This window comes from Variovorax endophyticus, assembly GCF_025376855.1.
GTDB lineage: Bacteria > Pseudomonadota > Gammaproteobacteria > Burkholderiales > Burkholderiaceae_C > Variovorax.
In genome coordinates, this window is record NZ_JAHUTH010000058.1 from 1 (window position 1) to 23,164 (window position 23,164).

The window sequence follows — 23,164 nt, forward strand, 5'->3', positions numbered from 1 at the left end:
CAGGGCAGTGGGTGCTTCCCGCAGCGAAATCAAGGAGGAGCCCGAAGGGCGGGGGACATTCGCGGAGGGAAGTACCCGCTGTCCTGTGCACGCGCCCCTGGCGTATCTCAGGCTTCCATCACCTCACTCTTCGAAGCAGCAGCAGGCTGCCCCAACAACCCACCCACCAGCGCCCCCACCATCTCGGCAGGAACACCAGCCAGCAATTGACGCAACATCGTCAGCGTGTCGAAGTAAACCCGTTCGCACACCAGCCGATCGCCCTCGAAGATGAAGAACGCATTCATGCGGCAGCGAAAGCTGTTGCCCGTCGGCGGCAGTCCCTTGAGCGGACCGCGGTGCGTACCCAGCAGCCAGAACTCCACGATCACCGAATCGTCGGCATGGCGCAGCTGGATGATCTCGTGCCGCTGGTCCGGAAAGGCGCGGCGCGTGTCGATGTAGTACTGGCGCACGTCCGCGATGCCGTCGTGCACCTCGCCGCTGGGGATCAGCTCGTAGTGAGGGTGGGGAAAGGTGCCGAGCACCGCGTCGAAGTCCTGCCTCGTCTCGTCGGCGAAGTGGTCGAGCACGAGGCGCTCGCGGCGGGCTTGCAGGTCGTTGAGGGGGGGCATCGGGGGGCTCCATGCGACAGGGATCGTGGGTGGCCCGGGTTGGCGCGAATGCGCGGTCCCGGGGTCGCTGCGTACTATCGGCAGGCCCCTCCAACAAGACTGTCCGGTGTTGGCAATCGCCGCTCCGTACAAACCCCAGATGTCGACCTTCTCGCGTACCGAAGAACCCGGCGCACCACCTTCGCCCGTGCACAACGGCGACATGCGCCTCGATGCCGGCGTGCAGCAGCAATTGCTGGCGGTCGCGCACCGGCGCACGCTCGCGCGCGGCGAGTCGCTGTTCCACAAGGGCTCCTCGCCCGATGCGCTGTTCGGCGTGGTCGCGGGATCGCTGCGCGTGAGCGTGGTGGCGCCCGGCGGGCGCGAGGCCGTGATCGCGATGCTCGAACCGGGCCACTGGTTCGGCGAGGTCTCGCTGCTGGTCGGGCGCGAGCGCGTCTACGACACCTGCGCGGTCGAGCCCACGGAGATGGCGGTGGTGGCCGCCGCCGATTTCCACCGCCTGGTGGCCGCGCAGCCCGATGTCCACATGGCGTTCACGCGGCTCGTGTGCCTGCGGCTGCGCCAGGCGCTGGCCTGGATCGACGACGTGATCCTGATGCCGCTGCCCGTGCGGCTCGCGCACCGGCTGCTCGCGCTCGACGCGCGCGAGGGCGCCGGCGAAGGCCCCGTGCTGCTGGGCGTGTCGCAGGAAGACCTGTCCTTCATGCTCGGCGTGTCGCGCCAGAGCGTGAACCGCCAGCTCAAGCTGTGGGAGGAGGACGGCACGCTGCGCGTGCGCTACCGCGGCATCGAGCTGCTCGACCGCGCGCGGCTCGAGCGGCATGCGGCCACGCCGCCCTGAGCCGCCGGCATCGGCTCAATCCATCCGCGCGCCCGAAGCCTTCACCGCCTCGCGCCAGCGCGGCGTCTCGGTCGCCAGGAAACGCGCGAACTCCTCGCTGCCCAGGAAGGCCGGGTCGGCGCCCTGGCTCACCATGCGCTCGCGCACCTCGGCGCTGGTCAGCACCTGCTTGAAGGCCTCGCTGAGCTTGGCCACCACGTCCTTCGGCGTGTCCTTGGGCGCGAAGAAGCCGTAGAAGCCCACGACCTCGAAACCCTTCACGCCCGACTCGGCCACGGTCGGGATGTCGGGCAGCGCGGGGTTGCGCTCGCGGCTGGTCACGGCCAGTGCGCGCACCTTGCCCTGCTTGTGGTAGTTGGCGGCCTGCGGGATCGATTCGGCCATGAACTGCACCTGCCCGCCCATCAGGTCGGTGAAGGCCGGCGCGCTGCCGCGGTAGGGGATGTGCACCATGAAGATACCGGTCGCGGTCTTGAACATCTCGGGCACCAGGTGGCTGATGCCGCCGTTGCCGGCCGAGCCGTAGTTGACCTGGCCCGGCCGCGCCTTCGCGTAGTCGATGAACTGCCTGAGGTTCTGCACCGGCAGCTTCGGCGTGACCAGCAGCGCCAGCGGCTGCATCGCGGTGCGCGCGATCGGCGCGAAGTCGCGCTGCGTGTCGTAGGGCAGCTTGCTGTAGAGCGCGCCATTGATCACGGCCACGCCGGTGTTCGCGAGCATCAGCGTGTAGCCGTCGGCCGGGCTCTTGGCGACCGCGTCGGCGCCCACCGAGCCGCCCGCGCCGGGCTTGTAGTCCACGATCAGCGGCTGGCCCAGCGCCGCCTGCAGCTTGTCGGTCAGCAGGCGCGCATGCTGGTCGAGCGGGCCGCCGGCCGGGAAGCCGATCACGACCTTGATCGGCTTGTCGGGAAAGGCGGCCGTGGCGGCCGTGCCCACGGCCAGCGACAGGACCGCGAGCGCGGTCCGCAGGGTGTTGTTCATGATCCGTCTCCTCGTTCTTGGTGAGGAGGCGATCATAGGCAAGGCGCTCAGCCGGCCAGCGTCGCCTTCAGCGTGATCTCGGGCACGCTCGCGAGCGCCTTCGACAGCGGGCAGCCGGCCTTGGCGGCTGCCGCGATCTGCTGGAACTTCGCCTCGTCGAGGTTGGGCACGGCGGCGTCGAGCTCGAGCGCGATGCGGTCGATCTTGAAGCCCTCGCCGTCCTTGGCCAGGCGCACGGCCGCGCGGGTGTCGATCTTCGTGGCGGCCAGGCCTTCCTTCTCGAGCGCGAAAGCGAAGGCCATCGTGAAGCAGGCCGCGTGCGCGGCACCGACGATCTCCTCGGGGTTGGTGCCGCGCCGGTCGTCCTCGAATCGGCTGGCGAAGCCATAGGGGTAGTCCTTGAGCGCGCCGGTCTCGGTGCTGACCTGGCCCTTGCCGGTCTTGCCGGCGCCTTCCCAGTGAACGCTCGCGTGCTTTTCTGCTGCCATGGAGATGCTCCTTCGGTGGTCGGTGGATGGGTGAACGGGATGCGAAGCCCCGGGTATCGCCGAAACCGGGCGCAGCGTCTGTAGTCGCGGGCGCTGTCGCCCCGGCCGTTTCGACGGGCCGCGATCGGGCGACGTAGAAAAAAGGGCGTCGCCAAGGTGACGCTCCGGGGGCTTCCCCGATGGGAGCGGCGCCGCGCTCGGCTTAGGCTGGCGTGCGGCCCGCGCGCCCGGCATTCCGGCCGGAGGCGCCCCGCCCCGGATTTCCCATTCCCTTCCGCCCGCCTGCCATGACCCTGGAACAACGCCCGCATCACAAGTTCTGGCCCAAACGCCTGCCGCATTCGATCACCGTGCCCGCGGTATCGCTCTGGCACAACCTCAAGACCGCCGCCGAGCGCTATCCCGACAACAACGCCCTGGTGTTCTTCGGCCGCGTCACCAGCTACCGCGAGCTGGCGAGCCAGGTCGAGCGCCTGGCCGGCACCTTGCATGCGCTGGGCGTGAAGCGCGGCGACCGCGTGCTGCTCGACATGCAGAACTGCCCGCAGCTGGTGATCGCGCATTTCGCGATCCTGCGCGCCAATGCCGTGGTGGTGCCGGTCAACCCGATGAACCGGGCCGAGGAGCTCAAGCACTACATCACCGACGCCGATGCCAAGGTGGCGATCACTACCGGCGACCTCGCCGCCGAGCTGGCCAAGGCCAGCGACGCGCTGCCCGAGGGCGAACGCCTGTCGAGGCTGATCGTGACCCAGTTCACCGACGCCTTCGATCCCGGCGTGACCGGCGACGACGCGCCCGCGCCCGCCTGGGTCGACTGGCTCGGCACCCGCCATCCGCTGCCCGCGCTGGCCGGCGGCGAGGTCATGGCCTGGACCGAGGCGCTCGAGAGCAGCCACCCGGTGCCCGAGCACGTGGTGGGCGCCAACGACATGGCGCTGCTGCCCTACACCAGCGGCACCACCGGCCTGCCCAAGGGCTGCATCCACCACCATTCGAGCCTGATGCACAACGCCCTGTCGGGCGTGCTGTGGGGCTGCGCGCATTCCGAGGTGGTGGTGCTGGCCGTGGTGCCGATGTTCCACATCACCGGCGTGGTCAGCATGATGCACACCGCGATCCTCGCGGCCGCCACGCTGGTCATCATGCCGCGCTGGGACCGCGACGTGGCCGGGCGCCTGATCTCGCGCTGGAAGGTCTCGAGCTGGACCAACATCCCGACCATGGTGATCGACCTCATGGCGAGCCCGCACTTCGCGAGCTACGACCTCTCGAGCCTCAGCTACATCGGCGGCGGCGGCGCGGCCATGCCGCAGGCGGTGGCGCAGCGGCTGCAGGACCAGTTCGGCCTCAAGTACCAGGAAGGCTACGGCCTCACCGAGACGGCCGCGCCCTCGCACTCGAACCCGGCCGACCATCCCAAGCAGCAGTGCCTGGGCATCCCGTTCATGAGCACCGATGCGCGCGTGGTCGACCCCGACACGCTGAAGGAACTGCCGCCGGGCGAATCGGGCGAGATCATCATCCACGGCCCCGAGGTGTTCCAGGGCTACTGGAAGCGGCCCGAGGCCACGGCCGCGGCCTTCGTCGAGTTCGAGGGCAAGCGCTTCTTCCGCTCGGGCGACATGGGCCGCATGGACGAGGAGGGCTACTTCTTCATCACCGACCGCTTGAAGCGCATGATCAACGCCAGCGGCTTCAAGGTCTGGCCGGCCGAGGTCGAGCTGCTGATGTTCCGCCACCCGGCGATCCAGGAAGCCTGCGTGATCTCGACCAAGGACGCCTACCGCGGCGAATCGGTCAAGGCCGTGGTGGTGCTGCGACCCACCCACAAGGACACGACCGCGCAGCAGATCATCGACTGGTGCCGCGAGAACATGGCGGTCTACAAGATCCCGCGCCAGGTGCAGTTCGTCGACGCACTGCCCAAGAGCGGCAGCGGCAAGGTCATGTGGCGCCTGTTGCAGGAAGCCGAGAACGCCTGAGCCTTCGGGGTCCGCGCCCCGCGGTGCGGGCGGCGGGCGGGCACGGGAAGGAAAAAGTCTGTGTACCGGGCGCGGGCGGCGCGGGAATCCCTTAGCCTCGATGCGTCGTCGCCGCTTGCGACCCGTCTTCCTTCTTCATGCACCCGCGCGCACTCCTTCCCGTCCTCCTCGCCTTTCCCCTGCTGGCCTCGGCCGCTTCCTCCCGCAACTGCCTCGTCGTCGGCGTCAGCGACGGCGACACGCTGACCGCGCGCTGCGGCCGCAGCGGCGCCTACGAACAGGTCAAGGTGCGCATCGCCGCCATCGACGCGCCCGAGAAGGCGCAGCCCTACGGCCAGCGCAGCCGCCAGGCGCTGAGCCGGCTGTGCTATGCGGAGAAGGCGCAGATCACCGCGCGCGACACCGACCGCTACGGCCGCACCGTGGCCGACGTGTCGTGCAACGGCGAGGACGCGGGCCGGCGCATGGTGTCGGAGGGCTGGGCCTGGGTCTACGACTACCACGGCATCGCGAGCAAGCGCGGCGGCGACCTGTTCCGGCTGCAGGACGGCGCCCGCGCGCAGCGCGCCGGGCTGTGGGCCGACACCAAGCCCACGCCGCCCTGGGAGTGGCGCCGGCAGCGACGCGAATCGCATTGGAGCGACAACTTCTTCTCGTCGTTCTGAGTGCCTTCGGGTCGGGCGCGGCCCATGTCACGCGAGATTCATGCGGCGCGCAGAGCATCCGGGGTTCTTGCAACCCACGCAGCGCAGAGAACGACGACATGGCCAAGAATTTCGACCGGATGGAGGACTCCAACCCCAGCGCCAACCCCACGATCCACGAGGTGTCCGATCCGGCGCGCCGCGTGCTCGTGCGCGGCGGCCTCGCGGCCGCGGTGGCGGGGCTGTTCGGCCCGCTCGCGGGCTGTGCCTCGACCGCCGCCGGCGGCGGTGGCGCGGTTGCCGGCCTGGGCCGCGCGATCGGCTTCAAGGGCATCGCGATGGCCGCGGTCGACCAGGTGGTGGTGCCCGAGGGCTACAGCGCGCAGGTGCTCTACCGCTGGGGCGATCCCACCGGCGTCGCCGGCAGCATGCCCGCCTTCAGGACCGACGGCTCCAACTCGGCCGACGACCAGGCGCTGCAGGCCGGCATGCACCACGACGGCATGGCCTTCTTCCCGCTCGAGGGCTCGAACCGCGGCCTGCTGGTGCTGAACCACGAGTACGTCGACGACGGCCTGCTGCACACCGACGGCATGAAGACCTGGACTCGCGAGAAGGTGCGCAAGTCGATGAACGCGCATGGCGTGTCGGTGATCGAGCTGCAGCGCGACGGCGCGAAGTGGTCGCAACTGCTGCCCTCGCGCTTCGCGCGCCGCGTGACCGCGCTCACGCCGATGACGCTGAGCGGCCCGGCCGCCGGCCATCCGATGCTGCGCACGGCGGCCGACCCCGGCGGCACGCAGGTGCTCGGCACCTTCAACAACTGTGCGAACGGCCAGACGCCCTGGGGCACCTACCTGACCTGCGAGGAGAACTTCGCCGACTACTTCGAGGGCCCCGAGTCGCCCGACGCGCACCAGAAGCGCTGGGGCATCCGCAAGGGCAACGGCGCCAAGTACCGCTGGCACGAGCACGAGCCGCGCTTCGACGTGGCGAAGAACCCGAACGAGCCCAATCGCTACGGCTGGGTGGTGGAGATCGATCCGCGGGACCCGGCTTCCACGCCGCGCAAGCGCACCGCGCTGGGTCGCGCCGCGCACGAGGGCGCGGCCACCGCGCTGACCGCCGACGGCCGCGCCGTCATCTACATGGGCGAGGACTCGCGCTTCGAGTACATCTACAAGTTCGTGAGCCGCGACGCGGTGAAGCCCGGCGGCGCGGCCGCCAACCGCGAGCTGCTCGACCACGGCACGCTCTACGTGGCGCGCTTCGACGTCGACGGCAGCGGCGAATGGCTGCCGCTGGTGCAGGGCAAGAACGGACTCGTGGCCGACAAGGGCTTCGCGAGCCAGGGCGACGTGCTGATCAAGTCGCGCCAGGCCAGCGACCTGCTGGGCGCGACCAGGATGGACCGCCCGGAGTGGACCACCGTCGATCCGCTGACCAAGGAGGTCTACTGCACGCTGACCAACAACAGCAACCGCGGCGGTGCCGGCCAGCCGTTCATGGACGCGGCCAATCCGCGCTCCAACAACACCATGGGCCAGATCATCCGCTGGAAGGAGCAGGGCGACCTCGACGGCACCAGGTTCGCGTGGAACCACCTGGTGCTCGCGGGCGACCCGAAGCAGTCGCGCTGGGAAGCGCAGGGCAACGTCAAGGGCGACGCCTTCGGCAGCCCCGACGGCCTGATGGTCGATGCGCGCGGCGTGCTGTGGATCCAGACCGACGTCTCGACCTCCACGCTCGGCAAGGGCGAGTACGCCAACCTGCCGAACAACCAGATGCTGGCCTGCGATCCGACCCAGGGCGAGATCCGCCGCTTCCTGCTCGGCCCGGCCGGCTGCGAGATCACCGGCCTCACGGCCACGCCCGACCTGCGCACGCTGTTCATCAACATCCAGCATCCGGGCGAGCCGGCCAACGAGCGCAGCGATCCCGAGCGTCCGCTCGCGGTGTCGAAGTGGCCCGACGGCGCGGGCCGGCCGCGCTCGGCGACGGTGGCGATCACGAAGAACGACGGCGGCGTGGTCGGGACCTGAGCGCCCGCAGCCGAGAGCGGACGGCGGCGCTCAGCAGGCGCCGCCGTACCAGCAGCGCAGCCCGGGCATGAACAGCCCGAGCACGAAGCTGATGCCGCACACGATCAGCATCAGCAGCGCGAACATGCGCAGGCCTTCCTCGCTCCAGCGCGGCGCGAAGATGCTCACGAGGAAGCCGGAGGCGAAGCTGCCCTCGAGCCAGTGCGCGCCGCCCCAGCGCAGGATCCAGAGCCAGAACAGTGCCATGAGGGCGTGCAGCGCGATCCAGGGCAGCAGCGACATGCGGGACCTCCGGTGGCGGCGCGGCTCAGGATTCGCTGCGGCCGTTCACGTCGGCCACCACGCGCGCATTGCGCTGGAAGCTCCAGTAGGCGCTGGCCCAGTCCATCATCACCACGATGCGGTTGCGAAAGCCGATCAGGAAGTACGCGTGCGCGAACAGCCAGAACAGCCACGCGAGGCGGCCGCTGAAGCGCAGCGCGCCGAAGGGCGTGCCCAGGTCGACCACGGCCGAGTTGCGGCCGATGGTCGCGAGGTTGCCGTAGTCGCGGTAGCGGAAGGCCTGCGTGGGCTGGCCCGCGATGCGGCGCAGGATGTTGGCGGCCGCGGCGCGCCCGGCCTGCTTGGCGCCGGGCGACACGCCGGGCACCGGCCGCGGCGCCTTGCCGGGCGCATGGCTCATCGCGGCCGCGAGGTCGCCGACCACGCTGATCTCGGGATGGCCCGCGAGGCTCAGGTCGGGCTCGACCTTGATGCGGCCCGCGCGATCGCATTCGACGCCGGTGGCGGCGCCGAGCATGCGACCCAGCGGCGAGGCCGCCACGCCCGCGGCCCACACCACGCAACTGCTGTCGATGCGATAGCTCTGCGCGGGCGTGCCGTCGGCGCCGCCGCCGGTCTGCACCTCGAGGCCGGTTTCGTCGATCGCGGTCACGCGCGCGTTGAGCCGTACCTCGACGCCGAGCTTCTCGAGCTGCTCGAGCGCCTTCTGGCTCAGGCCCTCGGGCATCGCCTGCAGCACGCGCGGCCCGCCTTCCACCAGCAGCACCTGCGCGCTCGCCGGATCGATGTGGCGGAACTCGCCCGCCAGCGTGTGCTTGGCGATCTCGGCCAGCGTGCCCGCCATCTCCACGCCCGTGGGCCCGGCGCCGATCACCACGAAGGTCAGCAGCGCGCGGCGGTGCTGTTCGTCGGTCGTGAGCTCGGCGGTCTCGAAGGACAGCAGCACGCGGCGGCGGATCTCGAAGGCATCGGCCAGGGTCTTGAGGCCCGGCGCATTGGCCGACCATTCGTCGTGCCCGAAATAGCTGTGGGTGGCACCGGCCGCGACGATCAGGTGGTCGTAGGGCACCGGGTTGCCGTCGGCCATGCGCACCGTGCGCGCGGCCGGATCGATGGCCGTGACCTCGCCGAGCAGGGAGGTGATGTTGGCCTGGCCGCGGAACAGCCCGCGCACCGGCGCCGCGATCGACGGCGCCGCCAGCCCGGCGGTCGCCACCTGGTAGAGCAGTGGCTGGAACAGGTGGTGGTTGGTGCGGTCGATCACCGTCACGTCGACATCGGCGCCTTGCAGCTTGCGAGCCGCTTCGAGCCCGCCGAAACCGCAGCCGACGATGACGACGCGCGGGCGGCCTGGGGAGTTGGTCGTTTGCATCGAACGGATGATACGCAGCGCCCTGCACGCGAAGCCATCTTGTGCCAAAGTGGCCGACCCGCCGTCGGATGGCGCGAGGAGGGACAGCCTGCGCCAGGGGGCGGGCCCTTGTCCTACGCGCCGCCGGCGGAAGCATCGGCTACAAACTTCGTTGACCCGCGACTGGAGATCCCATGACGCTTTCCCGGCCGATCACGCCGGCAGCCGGCACCGTGCGAGAGCAGTTCCGCTCCGTGCGCGCCGCCAGCCTCGCGCTTGCCGCACCGCTTTCCGCCGAAGACCAGTGCATCCAGTCGATGCCCGACGCGAGCCCGACCAAGTGGCATCTCGCGCACACCACCTGGTTCTTCGAAACCGTGCTGCTGCAGCCGCATGCCAGCGGCTACCAGCCCTTCGACAGGCGTTTACATTACCTTTTCAATTCCTACTACGAGGCCCTGGGCCCGCGTCATCCGCGCCCGCAGCGCGGCCTGCTCACGCGGCCTTCGCTCGACGAGGTGCATGCCTACCGCCGTCATGTCGACGCGGCCGTGCTGGCCTTCCTCGACAGCGACGAGGCCGGGGCCGCATGGGCCACGCTCGAGCCCATCGTCACGCTGGGCCTGAACCACGAGCAGCAGCACCAGGAGCTGTTGCTCACCGACATCCTGCATGCGCTGTCGTGCAACCCATTGCTGCCCGCCTACAAGCCCGCCGGCGGCCCCGCGCTGCGGCTGGCCGCGGTGCCGCCCGCCGTGCGCTGGCTGCCGCACGAGGGCGGCCTGGTCGACATCGGCCATGACGGCGCGGGCTTCTCGTTCGACAACGAGACCCCGCGCCATCGCGCGCTGCTGCAGCCCCATGCGATCGCCGACCGGCTCGTGAGCTGCGGCGACTATGCCCAGTTCATCGCCGATGGCGGCTATCGGCGGCCCGAGCTGTGGCTGTCCGACGGCTGGGCCGCGGTGCAGTCGCAGGGCTGGTGCCATCCGGCCTACTGGCTCGCGCCCGACGATCCGCGCCTGGGCGCCTCGTCGGCCAATGCCGGCGGCTGGCATGTGTTCGGCCTGCACGGCGTGCGGCCGATCGAGCCCGAGGCGCCGGTATCGCAACTGAGTTTCTACGAGGCCGCCGCGTATGCCGAGTGGGCCGGCACGCGGTTGCCGACCGAATTCGAGTGGGAGGCTGCGTTCGGCGCCGAGGGCATCTCGCAGATGACCGGCCATGTGTGGCAATGGACGCGTTCCTCGTACGACCCCTATCCGGGCTTCAAGCCGCTGCCCGGCGTCGCGGCCGAATACAACGGCAAGTTCATGGTGGGCCAGCTCGTGCTGCGCGGCGGCAGCGTGGCCACGCCCGAGGGCCATGCACGCCCCAGCTATCGCAACTTCTTCCCGCCGGCCGCGCGCTGGCAATTCACCGGCCTGCGGCTCGCGAAGGATCTCTGACCATGCGCCCATTCGCTCCCATTCCCGCGGCAGCTTCGACTGCTTCTGCTTCTTCCCCTTCTTCTTCGCTGCCGTTCTCGTCGAAGAAGCGTCCCGCCGTCGTGGCGCCCGCCACGTCCGCGCCGTTGTCCGAGTTCGCGCGCGAGATGCAGGCGGGGCTGGCGCGCACGCCGCGCAGCATCTCGCCGAAATTCTTCTATGACGTCGTCGGCTCGCAGCTGTTCGATCAGATCTGCGATCTGCCCGAGTACTACCCGACGCGCACCGAGCTGCGCATCCTCGGCGAATGCGCGGGGGAGATCGCGAAGCAGATCGGGCCGAATGCGGAGATCGTGGAGTTCGGGGCGGGGTCGTTGACCAAGATCCGCTTGCTGCTCGATGCGCTCGAGTCGCCGAAGCGTTATCTGCCTATCGATATCTCGGGCGAGTATCTGGAAGGGGCTGCTGCGCGATTGCGTGCGGACTATCCGGAGTTGGCCGTGCAGCCGATTGCTGCCGACTACACGATGCCGCTGGTGTTGCCTGCGCCGATGCCCGGGGCGGGGCGACGGGTGGGGTTCTTTCCGGGGTCTACGTTGGGGAACTTCGAGCCTGACGAGGCGCTGGCCTTTCTGCAATTGGCGGCTCGGATGTTGCGTGGTGGGGGGATGCTGATCGGGGTGGATCTGGTGAAGGATCCGGCGCGGTTGCATGCGGCCTACAACGATGCCCAAGGGGTGACTGCTGCGTTCAATCTCAATCTGTTGCGGCGGGCCAATGCCGAATTGGATGCGGACTTCGATCTCGATGGGTTCACGCACGCGGCGTTCTTCAATGCGCCTCTGCGGCGGATCGAGATGCATCTGGTGAGTCGGCGGGCTCAGAGCGTTTCAGTGAATGGCGAGTCGTTTGGGTTCGAGGAAGGGGAGACCATTCATACGGAGTACTCGCACAAGTTCACCGTGGATGGGTTTCGTGCTTTGGCCGTTAAAGCGGGGTTTCGGCCTGGGGCGGTTTGGGTGGATTCGGAGAGGTTGTTTAGCGTGCATTGGTTGGGGGCTTGACGGTCCCTTTTTGAAGGTCCTTTTCTTGCTGAGGCAGGAGCCGGGATTTCGCCCCGGCGGGCGAGTCACTTTCTTTTGTCTCGCCAAAAGAAAGTAACCAAAGAAAAGGCGACCCCACTGTCTGCGACCCGCAGCGAAGCTGCGGGCAACCTGCGGTGCTCGCGTTTCGCGGGGTCTCGCAGAACTCGCTTCGCTCAAACAGCTGCGAGCCCTGATCCGCGAAACGCTGCGCTCCTCGGCGCAGCCAGAGGGGAGTGACTCGGGCCATCGCTGCGCTCGGCCGGGCAGGCCCAACGGGCCTTCGCGTTGCTCGGCCTTGGTGAAAGATCCAAGGCTTGCGCGCCCGCACATCCCACACACAAGGACGCGCCATGGCGCGTTGACCCTCATCCCCTCTGGCTGTGCCGAGGAGCGCAGGAGAAAGCGGGATAAGGGCCGCAGCTGTCTGAGCGGAGCGCAGCGCAGCGAGTTCTGCGGACCCCCGCTTTCTCCGAGCACCGCAGGTTGCCCGTAGCGAAGCGGAGGGACACAGACAGTGGGGTCGCCTTCTCTTTGGTTACTTTCTCTTGGCGAGACAAGAGAAAGTGACTCGCCCGCCGGGGCGAGACCCGGCCAACAGCCTCAGCAAGAAGAGCAACCCAAAAACCACCCCAACAAAACACCAGAAACCAAACAGTCACAATACCCCTCCGGCCAAACAAATCCCTTCAGTCGGAGACCCAAACCCAAATGAAAGCCACCTGGAACGGCGCCACCATCGCCGAAAGCGACGACACCGTCCTCGTCGAGGGCAACCACTATTTCCCCATCTCGTCGCTCAACCGCGACGTCGTGACCTTCAGCAACCACAAGACCACCTGTCCCTGGAAGGGCACCGCGAGCTACTACTCGCTGCTGGTCAACGGCGAACTCAACACCGACGCCGCCTGGTACTACGCCGACCCCAAGCCCGAGGCCGACATGGTCCGCGACCGCGTCGCGTTCTGGAAAGACGTGAAGGTCACGGCGTCGTGACCACCCCGGCCTTCGATCCACCCTTCATCCACCCCGCGGAACTGCCGGCCGCACTGCGCGACCAGGGCTACGCGGTGCTTGGGCCCCAGGCCGTGGGCGACTGGCTCGGCCTGCCGGTCGCGCAGCTCGAGGCGCTGCATGCCGACTGGAACGATCTTCCGCCCGACGAATACCTGAAGGACGGTGGCCGCTACCGCACGCGGCGCCACGAATGCTTCACCGTCGACGGCGAGGCGATGCAGCAGGTGCCGCGCCGCGCGCACTGGCAGCCGGTCGAATACAACGCGCTGCATGGCGGCATGCAGCGCTGGTTCGCGCCGATGCTCGCGGCCACGATCGCGCAGCCGGCCTGGCAGCGGCTGATCGTGAAGCTCGGCGAAGCGGCGAGCCAGCTGCGCGGCGCGCAGCGCTGGTACGTGGAAGCGCACCAGTTCCGCATCGACACCGCGGGCGGCATCGGCCGGCCCACGCCCGAGGGCGCGCACCGCGACGGCGTGGACCTGGTGGCGGTGGCGCTGGTGGGCCGCCACGACATCAAGGGCGGCGAGACGCGCGTGTTCGAGGCCAACGGGCGGCGCGGCGAGCGCTTCACCATGACCGAGCCGTGGACGCTGCTCTTGCTCGACGATGCGCGCGTGATCCACGAATCGACGCCGATCCAGCCGCTCGAGGAGAACGGCACGGGCTGGCGCGACACGCTGGTGATCACCTGCCGCGCCCAGGGTTTTCAGGGCGACTGAAACCCGCGCCGCGAGGCACCGCGCGGCCTGCGGACGCGGGCCGCGCGAGCGCGGTATCCGCGATTTCCCTGGCTGGGAGGCGTCCTACAGTTGTGTCGCGGCCTTGCGGTTAAATTCGGGGCCCGGTCTTCGGCCATCTCATACGGCCCGTGGACTGGACCCTGTCTGCCTGCGAACGAAGAAAGCGAGGTCCGCCATGTTCAATCACATCCTGGTCCCCATCGACGGCTCCGAAACTTCCATGCTCGCGGTCAGCAAGGCCAGCGGATTGGCGCTGGCCTTCGGAAGCCGCATCACCCTGATCCACGTGATCGACAACTACCCCTTCATCGGCGTGGGCGCGGACTATGCGCTGGGCCAGAACGAGTACCTCGCCGCGGCCACCTCGAGCGCCAATGCGGCGCTCGCGCGCGGCGTGGCCGCGCTGGCGGCCGAAGGCCTGCACAGCGACCAGCGCGTGATCGACGGCCACGTGGTGCACGAAGGCATCGTGGACACGGCCATCGCCATCGCGGCCGACCTGATCGTGATGGGTTCGCACGGCCGCAGCGGCATCGAGAAGCTGCTGCTCGGCAGCGTGACGCAGCGTGTGCTGCAGGACTCGATGGTGCCGGTGCTGGTGGTCAAGGGCGGCTGAGAAGAACGCCGCGCCACCGCTTCGAATCCCGCCGATTCCCGACGCTCACTCCGAGCCTTCTCCCGCCTCCCGCAACGCCTCGAAGCGCGGCCCGAAATCGGGCCGGCTCGCGAAGCGCATGCGCTCGCCCGTGGCCGGGTGCTCGAAGCCCAGCGCGCTCGCATGCAGCAGCAGGCGCGGCGCGCGCGCCTGCACTTCGGGACTGCCGTAGAGCGCATCGCCGAGGATCGGATGGCCGATCGACGCGAGGTGCACGCGCAACTGGTGCGAGCGGCCGGTGAGCGGTTCCAGCAGCAGGTAGCTGCAGGGCGCCTCGCCGTCGATGCCGCCCAGCGCGCGCCAGCGCGTGAGGCTGGGCTTGCCGGCCGGGTCGATCTTCTGCAGCGGGCGGCGCGGCCAGTCGGCCATCAAGGGCGCATCGATGCGGGCCCATTCCGCGTCCACGGGCAGCAGGCCGTCGACCACCGCCTCGTAGCGCTTGTCGACGCGGCGCGTGGCGAAGGCGTCGCCAAGCGCGCGCTGCATCTCGGGGCCGCGCGCCATCAGCACCAGGCCGCTGGTCGCCATGTCGAGCCGGTGCACGATCAGCGCATCGGGCCACTGGCGCTGGGCGCGCGCGCTCAGGCAGTCCTGCTTGTCCTCGCCGCGGCCGGGCACGCACAGCAGGCCGGCGGGCTTGTCGAGCACCAGCAGGTGGGCGTCTTCGTGAACGGGTTGCAGCGGGGGCGGGGGGACCATGGGAGGGCCCGAGTGTAGAAGCGCGCCGCGCGGGCCCTCATGCGCGGCTCATGGTGGGTGGGCTATCCTCGGACGGATGTCCGGCCCCGCCACTGGCTCCCCAGCCTCCGCTTCCTCTCCCCTCGATGCCGCCGCCGTCGCGGTGCCGTCCCCACCGAGTTTTTCCGATCTCACGCGCGAACGCCCGTTCATGCAGATGTGGGTGGCACGCCTGTTCGGCACCGCCGCCTCGCAGATGCTGCTGGTGGCCATCGGCTGGCACATGTACGACCTGACGGGCAGCGCCTGGGACCTGGGCCTGGTCGGGCTCTACCAGTTCGTGCCGGCGCTGCTGCTGGCGCTGCTCGCGGGCCATGTGGTGGACCGCCACCACCGCGGGCGCATCGTCGCGGCCTGCTTCGCGGTGCAGGGGCTGGTGGCGCTGGCGCTGCTGCTCGCGGTGCTGCGCGGCCAGGACAGCCGTGCGCTGCTGCTGGGCCTGTCGCTGGTGCTGGGCGCGGTGCGCGCGTTCCAGATGCCGGCCCAGCAGGCGCTGACGCCGATGCTGGTGCCGCCGGCCATGCTGGCGCGCGCCATGGCCTTCAGCTCGGCCGGCATGCAGGGCGCGATCATCGGCGGGCCGGCGCTCGGCGGGTTGCTGTTCGTGGCGGGCATGGCGGTGGTCTACGGCGCGAGCGTGCTGTTCTTCGTGGTGGCCTGCGCGCTGGTGCTGCGGCTGCGCTATGCCTACGTGCCCAAGGCGCGCGAGCCGGTCACGCTCGGCACGGTGTTCGCGGGCGTCAACTTCATCTGGAACCGCAAGCCGGTGCTCGGCGCGGTCTCGCTCGACCTGTTCGCGGTGCTGCTGGGCGGCGCGGTGGCGCTGCTGCCGATCTATGCCAAGGACATCCTGCACACCGGTCCCTGGGGCCTGGGCCTGCTGCGCGGCGCGCCGGCAGTGGGCGCGCTCGTGATGTCGATCGCGCTCACGCGCCGGCCGATCGAGCGCCGCGTGGGCCGCGCGCTGCTGATGGCGATCGCGCTGTTCGGCCTGTGCATGGTGGTGTTCGGCCTCTCGCGCAGCTTCATCGTCTCGCTGATCGCGCTCGCGGTCTCGGGCGGCGCCGACATGGTCAACGTGGTGATCCGCCAGACGCTGGTGCAGCTCGAGACGCCCGATGCCATGCGCGGGCGGGTCAGCGCGGTCAACTCGATCTTCATCGGTGCCAGCAACCAGCTCGGCGAATTCGAGTCGGGCGCCACCGCGGCGCTGCTCGGGCCGGTGGGCTCGGTGGTGGTGGGCGGCGTCGGCACGATGCTGGTCGCGCTGACCTGGTTCAGGCTCTTCCCCTCGCTGGCGCGGCGCGACCGGCTGGTGGTGGCGGCGCCGGCCGTGCGCGGCTGAGTCAGGCGTCGTCGAACAGCGAGAAGGCCTGCGGCGCGTCGATGGCGATGTCGCCGAGCGCCTCGGCCACGCAGGGCAGGATCCAGCGCTCGGCCTTTTCCTCGGCGCTCAGGCCGGGCCATTCGATGGTGTGGCGCGCCTCGCCCTCGAGCAACTGGCAGATGCAGGTGCGGCAGGTGCCGTTGCGGCACGAGCTCGGCATCTCGATGCCGGCCGCCTCGGCCGCCTTCAGCACGCTGGTGCCGGCCTCGGTCTCGAAGATCAGGCCCGAGGGCTCGAGGCGGACCTTCATGGCCGCGGCGTCGGCGTGCCCTGGCGGCGCTGCTCGCGCAGCATGAAGAGGTAGAGGCTCTCGACCTTCTCGCGTGCCCACGGCGTCTTGCGCAGGAAGCGCAGGCTCGAACCCACGCTGGGTTCGTGCGTGAAGCAGCGCACCGGCACCAGTTCGCCCAGCTGCTGCCAGCCGTAGTGCGCGTGCAGCGCCGTCACGATGGCCTCGAGCGTCAGCCCGTGCAGCGGATTGCGCGGCTGGGCCGGGGGCGCGGTGGGGGAGGGCGGCGAGGCCGGCGCGTCGCTCACGGGTGGCGGATCACTTGTTCTTGAGCTTGCCGCGCGGAATCACCGCCGTGGTGACGACCGCGCGCACCGGCTCGCCGCCGAGTGCCGGGGCCTTCGGCGGGGAGGTGTCCTTCTTCGGTTTCTTGGTTTCCTTGTTGGAACGTTGCTGACCCTTGGCCATGAGGTTTCTCCTGAGCTGCTGCGGTGATGGGCTGGGAGTTTAGCGGTGCGGCGACAATAGGCGGTTCCATCCGTTTTTCCCGCATTCATGTCCGACCACGAAGTTCGCCCCGCCACGATGCGCGATGCCAAGGCCATCGCAGAAGTCCACGCCGCCGCCGCCAAGGCCGCCTACGAAGGCATCCTGCCCGAAGAGGAGCTGCGCGCGCTGGCGCTCGCCTCGCGCGAGGCCAAGTGGCGCGAAGCCATCGAGTTCAGCGAACCGCAGGTCCATGTGGCCGAGCTCGACGGCAAGGTCGTCGGCTTCGTCGGCTTCGACCGCTCGCGCGACCCCAAGACGCCGTCCACCGCGGGCGAGATCTGGGCCCTCTACGTGCGTCCCGAGCATTGGGACAAGGGTATCGGCGTCGCCCTCTGGGACGCCGCGCGCGAAGGCCTCGAGGAAGAGGGCTGCACCACCGTCACCATCTGGGTGCCGATCCGCAACGACCGCGCGATGCGCTTCCACGAACTGGCCGGCTTCAAGCGCGAGATGAAGACCGCCAAGACCACGCAGCTCGGCAGCGTGCGGATCGAAGAAATCCGCTTGAAGCGCGACGTGGCCTGACATGGACGCCGGACACGCCCCGGGCCACGCCCGCCGGGTGCAATCGCACCAGCGCCGCACGCTCGCCGTGCAGTGGATCCGCCGCACCCATGGCTGGTTCGGCCTCTGGGGCGCGGTGCTCGGGCTGCTGTTCGGCTTCAGCGGCATCTGGCTCAACCACCGCAACGTGCTGAAGCTGCCGCAATCGCAGGAACGCAGCCGGGCCCAGCTCGCGCTGCCCGAACCGGCACCGGCCACGCCCGAGGCCATGGCCGCCTGGCTGCAGCAGGCCTTGCGCACCGACGGCCCGCCGCGCTCCACGCGCATCGAGCCCGCGAAGCCGGTGGCCTGGGTCGACCGCAAGGCCGATCCCGAGGCGCCCGCGCTGACCCAGCCCGCGCACTGGACCTTCAACTTCGGCGGCCCGAACGAGATCGTGCAGGCCGACTACTGGCAGGGCAACCGCTCGGTGGGCGTCGCCACCACGCGCAACGGCCTCGTCGCCACCCTCACCAACATGCACAAGGGCGGCGGCATGCCGCTCGCGTGGATCCTGCTGGTCGACACGCTGGCCGGCAGCCTGATCTTCCTGTCGCTCTCGGGCGTGGCGCTGTGGCTGCTCACGCACCGCCGCCGCGTCGTCGGCCTCGCGGTGTTCGGCGTCTCGCTGGCCACCATGCTGGCCATTGCGCTGAGCGCGCTTTGACGGCGTAGCGGCTTCGGCCGACTGCTTTCGGCGTACATACGGCGGCCGTGCCCCAGGGCACGGGCGCTGTACGTGCGGATATTCACGGGCCCTGCACACGGCTGCGGCTAAGCTCGCGCCTTTCATTTTCCTTTCGCCCATCCATGGCCTCCAGCCTGCTCCTGCTGCTCGACGACATCGCGACCGTGCTCGACGACGTCTCGGTCCTCACCAAGGTCGCCGCCAAGAAGACGGCCGGGGTGCTCGGCGACGACCTCGCGCTCAACGCGCAGCAGGTCACCGGCGTCAAGGCCGATCGCGAACTGCCCGTGGTCTGGGCCGTGTGCAAGGGCTCGCTGGTCAACAAGGCGATCCTGGTGCCGGCCGCGCTGGCCATCGGCACCTGGCTGCCCTGGCTGGTCACGCCGCTGCTGATGGTGGGCGGCGCCTTCCTGTGCTTCGAGGGCTGCGAGAAGCTGGCCCACAAGTTCCTGCACAAGGAGGAACACGCGGCCGACACCGCGCGCCACGAGCAGGCCGTGGCCGACGCCGCGGTCGACGTGGTGGCGGTCGAGAAGGACAAGATCAAGGGCGCGGTGCGCACCGACTTCATCCTCTCGGCCGAAATCATCGCGATCACGCTGGGCACCGTGCAGGGCCAGCCCTTCACCACCCAGCTCAGCGTGCTGGTGGGCATCGCGCTGATCATGACGATCGGCGTCTACGGCCTGGTGGCCGGCATCGTGAAGCTCGACGACGCGGGCCTCTACCTGAGCCAGCGCGACAGCGCCGCCGCGCGCGGCGTGGGCCGCGCGCTCCTCGCGGGCGCGCCCTGGCTCATGAAGGGCCTGTCGATCGCCGGCACCGCCGCGATGTTCCTGGTCGGCGGCGGCATCCTGGTGCACGGCGTGCCCGCGCTCGGCCATGCGGTCGAGGCCTGGGCCGCGACCTCGGGCGTGTTCGGCACGCTGGGTTCGATGCTGGTCAATGCCGGCGTCGGCATCGTCGCGGGCGCGGTGGTGCTCGCGGTCGTCGAACTGGTCAAGAAGCTGCGGCGCTGAGCGGCGCGCGGCTCAGCGCCGTTGCGAATCCTTGCCGCGCTTCACCAGCTCGACCACCACCAGCGCCGCGCCCAGCGCGAGCGCGAACCAGCCCACCACCGAGGCGCCCGCCACCATCTCGAACCACCGCGTGCCCTGCAGGAAGTGCGGGCCCAGCAGCACGGCGGCGCCGATGAGCAGGCAGAGGATGCCGCGTTCGAGCATGCGGGGCTGGCGGGAGGGACGGGCCATGGGATCGATCGGTTCGGTTGTGGGACGGCGGCGGCCGCGTTCGTGCCGCGGCCGGGGCCCCGATTCTCCACGCATCGGCACAATGCCCCATTCGAGCATCCAGCAAGGACCCCGCCGCATGACCATCGAGATTTCGCGCGAGCTGCGCCAGCAGGCCATCACCTCGATCGAGCGCTATTTCCGCGAGAACATGGAGGAGCCGATCGGCAACGTCGCCGCCGGCGCGCTGCTCGGCTTCTTCCTCGAGGAGGTCGGCCCCACGATCTACAACAAGGCCGTGGCCGACGTGCAGGAGCGGCTGCAGGCGCGCGTGTCCGAGGTCGACCTCGAGGTGCACGAGGACGAGTTCCAGTACTGGCGCAAGTTCGACAAGCAGAAGAAGGGGCGTTAGGGGCTTCCCGCGTGGCGCCGGCGCATCGGACAAAAGCAAAGCTGTCAGCAAACGTTGCAGAATCGACGGCCATGCCACGCACCGCACCTTCCTCGACGACGCATCCGCGCCTGCCGCGCGCCGCCTGCCTGCTGCCGCTGCTGCTGGGCGCCTCGCTCGCCTGCGCGCAGTCGCAGAACCCGGCCGACTTCCCGCTCGAATCGGTCGGCTACCTCAACGAGGAGCTGCCGCGCATGGAGGCCGCCATCGCCTCGAGGAACCGCGAGTTCTTCCATGGCGCGATGGCGCGCACCATCGAGTTCTCGGAGCGCTGGGGCTTCAAGTCCAGGGCCAACCCGCAGCTTGCCAAGTACCCGATGTGCACCGACGCCGTGATGGACTACGTGGTGGTCGGCCTGTGCCGGCTCGATCCCGCGGGCGATGTCTGCGAGCCCGGGCTCGCGCCGCGGCTCGATGCCAACGTGAAGCGCTGCCGCGAGGTGGCGGCGCAGCGCTGAAAGAACAACGAGCGTGCGCGACCGGCGCGCACCGGAGACAGGAAAGACCATGGACTACGCCCGCTACCAGACCCTCGCCATCACGCGCCGCGGCGCCAACGGCACCGTGCTCGACATCCAGATGCGCGCGACCAACGGCAAGCTGCCCACGGCCGGCCACGACGGCCATCGCGAACTGGCCGAGATCTGGCGCGACGTCTCGGCCGACGACTCGGTGCGCTGCGCCGTGCTGCGCGGCGAGGGCATGGGCTTCTCGGGCGGCGGCGACCTCGGCATGGTGCAGGACATGACGGCCGACGACGCGATCCGCCAGCGCGTGTGGCGCGAGGCGCGCGACCTGGTCTACAACATCATCAACTGCGACAAGCCGATCGTGAGCGCGATGCACGGCCCGGCCGTGGGCGCGGGGCTGGTGGCGGGCCTCTTGGCCGACATCTCGATCGCCACGCGCGGCGCGAAGATCGTCGACGGCCACACCCGCCTGGGCGTGGCGGCTGGCGACCATGCGGCGATCGTCTGGCCGCTCCTGTGCGGCATGGCGAAGGCCAAGTACCACCTGCTGCTGTGCGAGCCGGTCAGCGGCGAGGAGGCCGAGCGCATCGGCCTGGTGTCGCTGGCGGTCGAAGACGCGGAACTGCTGCCGCGCGCCTACGAGGTGGCCGACCGCCTCGCGGCCGGCAGCCAGAGCGCGATCCGCCTGACCAAGTACGCGCTCAACAACTGGCTGCGCCAGGCCGGGCCCACCTTCGACGCCTCGCTGGCGCTCGAATTCATGGGCTTCGCGGGCGCCGACGTGCGCGAGGGCGTGGCCTCGCTGCGCGAGAAGCGCGCGCCGAACTTCGGCTGACGCGCCCCGTCTTCAGGCCTTGCGCAGGCCCTGCAGCGTCTGCAGCAGCACCACGCGCGTCTGCCCCAGCACCATGCCCTTCCACTCGTCGTTGTCGCAGTAGAAGGCATCGCGCAGCTGGCGGCGGATCTCGCGCTTCTGCGCGTCGGAGGCTTCGGGATGGCGGCGCAGCCAGGTGTCGGCGCGCAGGCGCGTGAGCACCTCGTTGTCGGGCAGGGTGCCGAACTCCAGGCCCATGGGCGCGATGCGCGCGTTCGGGCATTCGTCGTAGGCGGTCGAGATCACCGGGCCCGAGACGTCGGCCGAGGCCGAGTCGCCCGCGAAGGGCGCGAACACGTCGGCGCCCCACCAGGCATGGGCCATGGCCAGGTCCTCGGGCGTGTTGCGGCCCGGGTAGATCTTCTCGCCGTGGCCGTAGGGGCCCAGGCCCGTGTGCACGTCGATCCAGCCGATGTGCGTGGCGGAGGCCGCGTACTTGCGCAGGATCGCGCGGATGGTCCTGTTGCTCCACGAAGGCGCGGTGCCGCCGTAGAACAGGCCGTCGGGCGAGACGTACTGGCCCTTGGTGACGGCGGCGCGGAAGGCGCGCATGCCGTGCTTGTCGATGTAGGCGGCCACGGCCGCTTCGTCGTCCGGCGTGGGCGGCCAGCTCGCGGGCAGCACCAGCGGTTCGACGTCGGTGTACTCGGCGTTCACCGGCAGCGGCGCGCCGAAGTCGATGTGGTTGCGGTTGAGGTCGATGTTGTCCTCGTTGGTGCGGTGCAGGTGCGAGAAGCCGTGCGGATTGACGGCATGCACCAGCAGCAGCGCGACGCCGGCCTGCTGCAGCCGCGCGAGCAGGTCCTCGTCGTGCAGGGTCGCGACCTGCGCGCCCGAACCGCAGAAGCCTTCGGGGCCATGCGTGCCCGAGGTCACGAGCAGCAGTTTCTTCGCGTCGATGGCACCGAGCAGCGCGACGTCGGTCGCGAGTTCCTCGCCGAGCGCGCCGCGATGCGCTTCATTGACGAAGGACTCGATAGCCGCGCCGCGAGCGCGCGCGGCCTCGAGGAACTTGGCGCGGGCCTCGACGTAGGTGCCCGAGAAATGCCGCGTGGCGGCGGTGCTGTGGGTGAGAGCGGTCATGGAGGGATCGTGGGGAGGAATGTTCGAGACGATGGAGATCAGGCGTGCGCGCCGGCTGCGTCGATGTCGCGGCCCGTGTGGTCGCGCAGCCAGAGCAGGCCCAGCAGCGAGACCAGGGTCATGACGACCAGGTACCAGGCTGGCGCGAGCTTGCTGCCGGTGGCGTTGAGCAGCCAGGTGCTGATGAAGGGCGCGAAGCCGCCGAACAGCGCCACGCCCACGCTGTAGACCAGCGACATGCCGCTGGCGCGCACCGGCTTCGGGAACATCTCGGGCAGCATCGTGATGCCGGGCACGGTCTGGCCCACCAGGCCCAGGCTCAGCACGCCGAGCACGATGAACAGCACGGCGGGCGTGGGCGAGGCATTGAGCCAGAGGAAGCCCGGGTAGATCAGCACCACGAGGAACACGCGGCTCCACAGGATCAGCGGCTTGCGGCCCACGCGGTCCGACAGCAGGCCGACGAAGGGCGCGAAGGCGAACGAGATCAGGCCGGTGAGCGCGGCGCCGAACAGCGCCACCGAGGGCGTGAGGCCGAGTTCGCGCACCGCGTAGGTCGGCATGTAGAAGGTGACGACGTAGGCCGCGGTGGTGCCGCCGACCAGCGCGAGGATGGCGGCCAGCACCGTCTTGCCGTGCTGCGAGCAGACGATCCTGAGGCTGCTCTCGCGGCGCGGCGCGGTGGCCGATTCGGGCGCGATCTGCAGCGATTCCTCGAGATGGCGGCGGATGTACATGCCCACCGGCGCGATCAGCATGCCGATGACGAAG

At 69.8% G+C, this 23,164-nt stretch carries 28 protein-coding genes; 16 read left to right on the plus strand and 12 right to left on the minus strand.

Annotated features, from left to right (window positions below):
• Window positions 1-107: 107 nt before the first annotated feature.
• Complete coding sequence (locus tag KV106_RS39310) at window positions 108-614, minus strand: ester cyclase (RefSeq protein ID WP_261217838.1); 507 nt, start codon at window positions 612-614, stop codon at window positions 108-110.
• A gap of 139 nt (window positions 615-753) precedes the next feature.
• Between KV106_RS39310 and KV106_RS39315 the strand changes: the two genes are divergently transcribed.
• Complete coding sequence (locus tag KV106_RS39315; protein WP_261217839.1) at window positions 754-1,458, plus strand: Crp/Fnr family transcriptional regulator; 705 nt, start codon at window positions 754-756, stop codon at window positions 1,456-1,458.
• Between the two features lie 15 nt (window positions 1,459-1,473).
• Here the strand turns inward: KV106_RS39315 and KV106_RS39320 are convergent, their stop codons facing one another.
• Window positions 1,474-2,439, minus strand: a complete 966-nt coding sequence (locus KV106_RS39320; RefSeq protein ID WP_261217840.1) for a Bug family tripartite tricarboxylate transporter substrate binding protein — start codon at window positions 2,437-2,439, stop codon at window positions 1,474-1,476.
• A 47-nt stretch (window positions 2,440-2,486) separates the two neighbouring features.
• Window positions 2,487-2,927 carry an OsmC family protein gene (locus tag KV106_RS39325; RefSeq protein ID WP_057596490.1) on the minus strand — a complete coding sequence of 147 codons (441 nt, stop codon included), beginning with the start codon at window positions 2,925-2,927 and terminating at the stop codon, window positions 2,487-2,489.
• A gap of 287 nt (window positions 2,928-3,214) precedes the next feature.
• Between KV106_RS39325 and KV106_RS39330 the strand changes: the two genes are divergently transcribed.
• The 3 genes from KV106_RS39330 (at window position 3,215) to KV106_RS39340 (ending at window position 7,598) form a co-directional block, all read left to right on the plus strand.
• The gene (locus KV106_RS39330) at window positions 3,215-4,912 is read left to right on the plus strand and encodes a long-chain fatty acid--CoA ligase (protein ID WP_172705684.1); all 1,698 of its coding nucleotides are present in this window, start codon (window positions 3,215-3,217) and stop codon (window positions 4,910-4,912) included.
• 137 nt (window positions 4,913-5,049) lie between these two features.
• A complete protein-coding gene (locus tag KV106_RS39335; protein WP_261217846.1) occupies window positions 5,050-5,577 on the plus strand; it encodes a thermonuclease family protein in 528 nt (175 codons plus the stop codon).
• A gap of 98 nt (window positions 5,578-5,675) precedes the next feature.
• Window positions 5,676-7,598 (plus strand): PhoX family protein, encoded by a 1,923-nt coding sequence (locus KV106_RS39340; RefSeq protein ID WP_261217848.1) that lies wholly within the window; start codon window positions 5,676-5,678, stop codon window positions 7,596-7,598.
• A 30-nt stretch (window positions 7,599-7,628) separates the two neighbouring features.
• Here the strand turns inward: KV106_RS39340 and KV106_RS39345 are convergent, their stop codons facing one another.
• Window positions 7,629-7,880 carry a hypothetical protein gene (locus KV106_RS39345; protein ID WP_261217850.1) on the minus strand — a complete coding sequence of 84 codons (252 nt, stop codon included), beginning with the start codon at window positions 7,878-7,880 and terminating at the stop codon, window positions 7,629-7,631.
• Window positions 7,881-7,905: 25 nt separating this feature from the next.
• Window positions 7,906-9,252, minus strand: coding sequence for an NAD(P)/FAD-dependent oxidoreductase (locus tag KV106_RS39350; RefSeq protein WP_057596494.1), 1,347 nt, complete (start codon window positions 9,250-9,252; stop codon window positions 7,906-7,908).
• A gap of 173 nt (window positions 9,253-9,425) precedes the next feature.
• Here KV106_RS39350 and egtB point away from each other — a divergent pair, with 173 nt between their 5' ends.
• The 5 genes from egtB to KV106_RS39375 all read left to right on the plus strand — a co-directional run bounded on the left by egtB (window position 9,426) and on the right by KV106_RS39375 (window position 14,113).
• Window positions 9,426-10,679: an ergothioneine biosynthesis protein EgtB gene (gene egtB, locus KV106_RS39355; protein ID WP_261217853.1), complete on the plus strand. Its 1,254-nt coding sequence runs from the start codon at window positions 9,426-9,428 to the stop codon at window positions 10,677-10,679.
• Window positions 10,680-10,825: 146 nt separating this feature from the next.
• Window positions 10,826-11,722: an L-histidine N(alpha)-methyltransferase gene (egtD, locus tag KV106_RS39360; RefSeq protein ID WP_261217884.1), complete on the plus strand. Its 897-nt coding sequence runs from the start codon at window positions 10,826-10,828 to the stop codon at window positions 11,720-11,722.
• Window positions 11,723-12,451: 729 nt separating this feature from the next.
• Window positions 12,452-12,736, plus strand: coding sequence for a DUF427 domain-containing protein (locus KV106_RS39365; protein ID WP_261217855.1), 285 nt, complete (start codon window positions 12,452-12,454; stop codon window positions 12,734-12,736).
• Complete coding sequence (locus KV106_RS39370; protein WP_057597896.1) at window positions 12,733-13,476, plus strand: 2OG-Fe dioxygenase family protein; 744 nt, start codon at window positions 12,733-12,735, stop codon at window positions 13,474-13,476. Before KV106_RS39365 ends, KV106_RS39370 begins: the two co-directional genes overlap by 4 nt.
• A gap of 196 nt (window positions 13,477-13,672) precedes the next feature.
• Window positions 13,673-14,113, plus strand: a complete 441-nt coding sequence (locus KV106_RS39375) for a universal stress protein (RefSeq protein ID WP_057597897.1) — start codon at window positions 13,673-13,675, stop codon at window positions 14,111-14,113.
• A 45-nt stretch (window positions 14,114-14,158) separates the two neighbouring features.
• Here KV106_RS39375 and KV106_RS39380 read toward each other — a convergent pair whose 3' ends face one another.
• Entirely contained in the window at window positions 14,159-14,851 is a 693-nt protein-coding gene (locus KV106_RS39380; RefSeq protein ID WP_261217858.1) for an RluA family pseudouridine synthase, read from the minus strand.
• A 76-nt stretch (window positions 14,852-14,927) separates the two neighbouring features.
• On the opposite strand from KV106_RS39380, the gene KV106_RS39385 reads away from it, so the two are divergent.
• Complete coding sequence (locus tag KV106_RS39385; RefSeq protein WP_261217860.1) at window positions 14,928-16,235, plus strand: MFS transporter; 1,308 nt, start codon at window positions 14,928-14,930, stop codon at window positions 16,233-16,235.
• 1 nt (window position 16,236) lies between these two features.
• Here KV106_RS39385 and KV106_RS39390 read toward each other — a convergent pair whose 3' ends face one another.
• The 3 genes from KV106_RS39390 to KV106_RS39400 are packed head-to-tail and all read right to left on the minus strand — an operon-like array spanning window position 16,237 to window position 16,974.
• Window positions 16,237-16,527 carry a 2Fe-2S iron-sulfur cluster-binding protein gene (locus KV106_RS39390; RefSeq protein ID WP_261217862.1) on the minus strand — a complete coding sequence of 97 codons (291 nt, stop codon included), beginning with the start codon at window positions 16,525-16,527 and terminating at the stop codon, window positions 16,237-16,239.
• On the minus strand, window positions 16,524-16,814 hold the full coding sequence (locus KV106_RS39395; protein ID WP_261217864.1) for a VF530 family protein: 291 nt from the start codon (window positions 16,812-16,814) through the stop codon (window positions 16,524-16,526). Before KV106_RS39395 ends, KV106_RS39390 begins: the two co-directional genes overlap by 4 nt.
• A 10-nt stretch (window positions 16,815-16,824) precedes the next feature.
• A complete protein-coding gene (locus KV106_RS39400) occupies window positions 16,825-16,974 on the minus strand; it encodes a hypothetical protein (RefSeq protein ID WP_261217866.1) in 150 nt (49 codons plus the stop codon).
• A gap of 87 nt (window positions 16,975-17,061) precedes the next feature.
• Between KV106_RS39400 and KV106_RS39405 the strand changes: the two genes are divergently transcribed.
• The 3 genes from KV106_RS39405 (at window position 17,062) to KV106_RS39415 (ending at window position 19,305) form a co-directional block, all read left to right on the plus strand.
• Window positions 17,062-17,580 (plus strand): GNAT family N-acetyltransferase, encoded by a 519-nt coding sequence (locus KV106_RS39405; protein WP_057597824.1) that lies wholly within the window; start codon window positions 17,062-17,064, stop codon window positions 17,578-17,580.
• A gap of 1 nt (window position 17,581) precedes the next feature.
• Window positions 17,582-18,265 (plus strand): PepSY-associated TM helix domain-containing protein, encoded by a 684-nt coding sequence (locus KV106_RS39410; protein ID WP_057597823.1) that lies wholly within the window; start codon window positions 17,582-17,584, stop codon window positions 18,263-18,265.
• A 143-nt stretch (window positions 18,266-18,408) separates the two neighbouring features.
• Entirely contained in the window at window positions 18,409-19,305 is an 897-nt protein-coding gene (locus KV106_RS39415; RefSeq protein WP_261217874.1) for a DUF808 domain-containing protein, read from the plus strand.
• A 12-nt stretch (window positions 19,306-19,317) separates the two neighbouring features.
• Here KV106_RS39415 and KV106_RS39420 read toward each other — a convergent pair whose 3' ends face one another.
• On the minus strand, window positions 19,318-19,536 hold the full coding sequence (locus KV106_RS39420; RefSeq protein ID WP_057597821.1) for a hypothetical protein: 219 nt from the start codon (window positions 19,534-19,536) through the stop codon (window positions 19,318-19,320).
• Window positions 19,537-19,654: 118 nt separating this feature from the next.
• Here KV106_RS39420 and KV106_RS39425 point away from each other — a divergent pair, with 118 nt between their 5' ends.
• The 3 genes from KV106_RS39425 to KV106_RS39435 all read left to right on the plus strand — a co-directional run bounded on the left by KV106_RS39425 (window position 19,655) and on the right by KV106_RS39435 (window position 21,271).
• On the plus strand, window positions 19,655-19,927 hold the full coding sequence (locus KV106_RS39425; protein WP_057597820.1) for a DUF2164 domain-containing protein: 273 nt from the start codon (window positions 19,655-19,657) through the stop codon (window positions 19,925-19,927).
• 71 nt (window positions 19,928-19,998) lie between these two features.
• Complete coding sequence (locus KV106_RS39430) at window positions 19,999-20,424, plus strand: hypothetical protein (protein WP_261217878.1); 426 nt, start codon at window positions 19,999-20,001, stop codon at window positions 20,422-20,424.
• 49 nt (window positions 20,425-20,473) lie between these two features.
• Complete coding sequence (locus KV106_RS39435) at window positions 20,474-21,271, plus strand: enoyl-CoA hydratase/isomerase family protein (protein ID WP_261217879.1); 798 nt, start codon at window positions 20,474-20,476, stop codon at window positions 21,269-21,271.
• A 12-nt stretch (window positions 21,272-21,283) separates the two neighbouring features.
• On the opposite strand, the gene KV106_RS39440 is transcribed toward KV106_RS39435, so the two are convergent.
• Window positions 21,284-22,393, minus strand: a complete 1,110-nt coding sequence (locus KV106_RS39440; RefSeq protein ID WP_261217881.1) for a M14 family metallopeptidase — start codon at window positions 22,391-22,393, stop codon at window positions 21,284-21,286.
• Window positions 22,394-22,431: 38 nt separating this feature from the next.
• On the minus strand, window positions 22,432-23,164 hold a 733-nt coding region (locus tag KV106_RS39445), incomplete at its 5' end, for an MFS transporter (protein WP_261217883.1).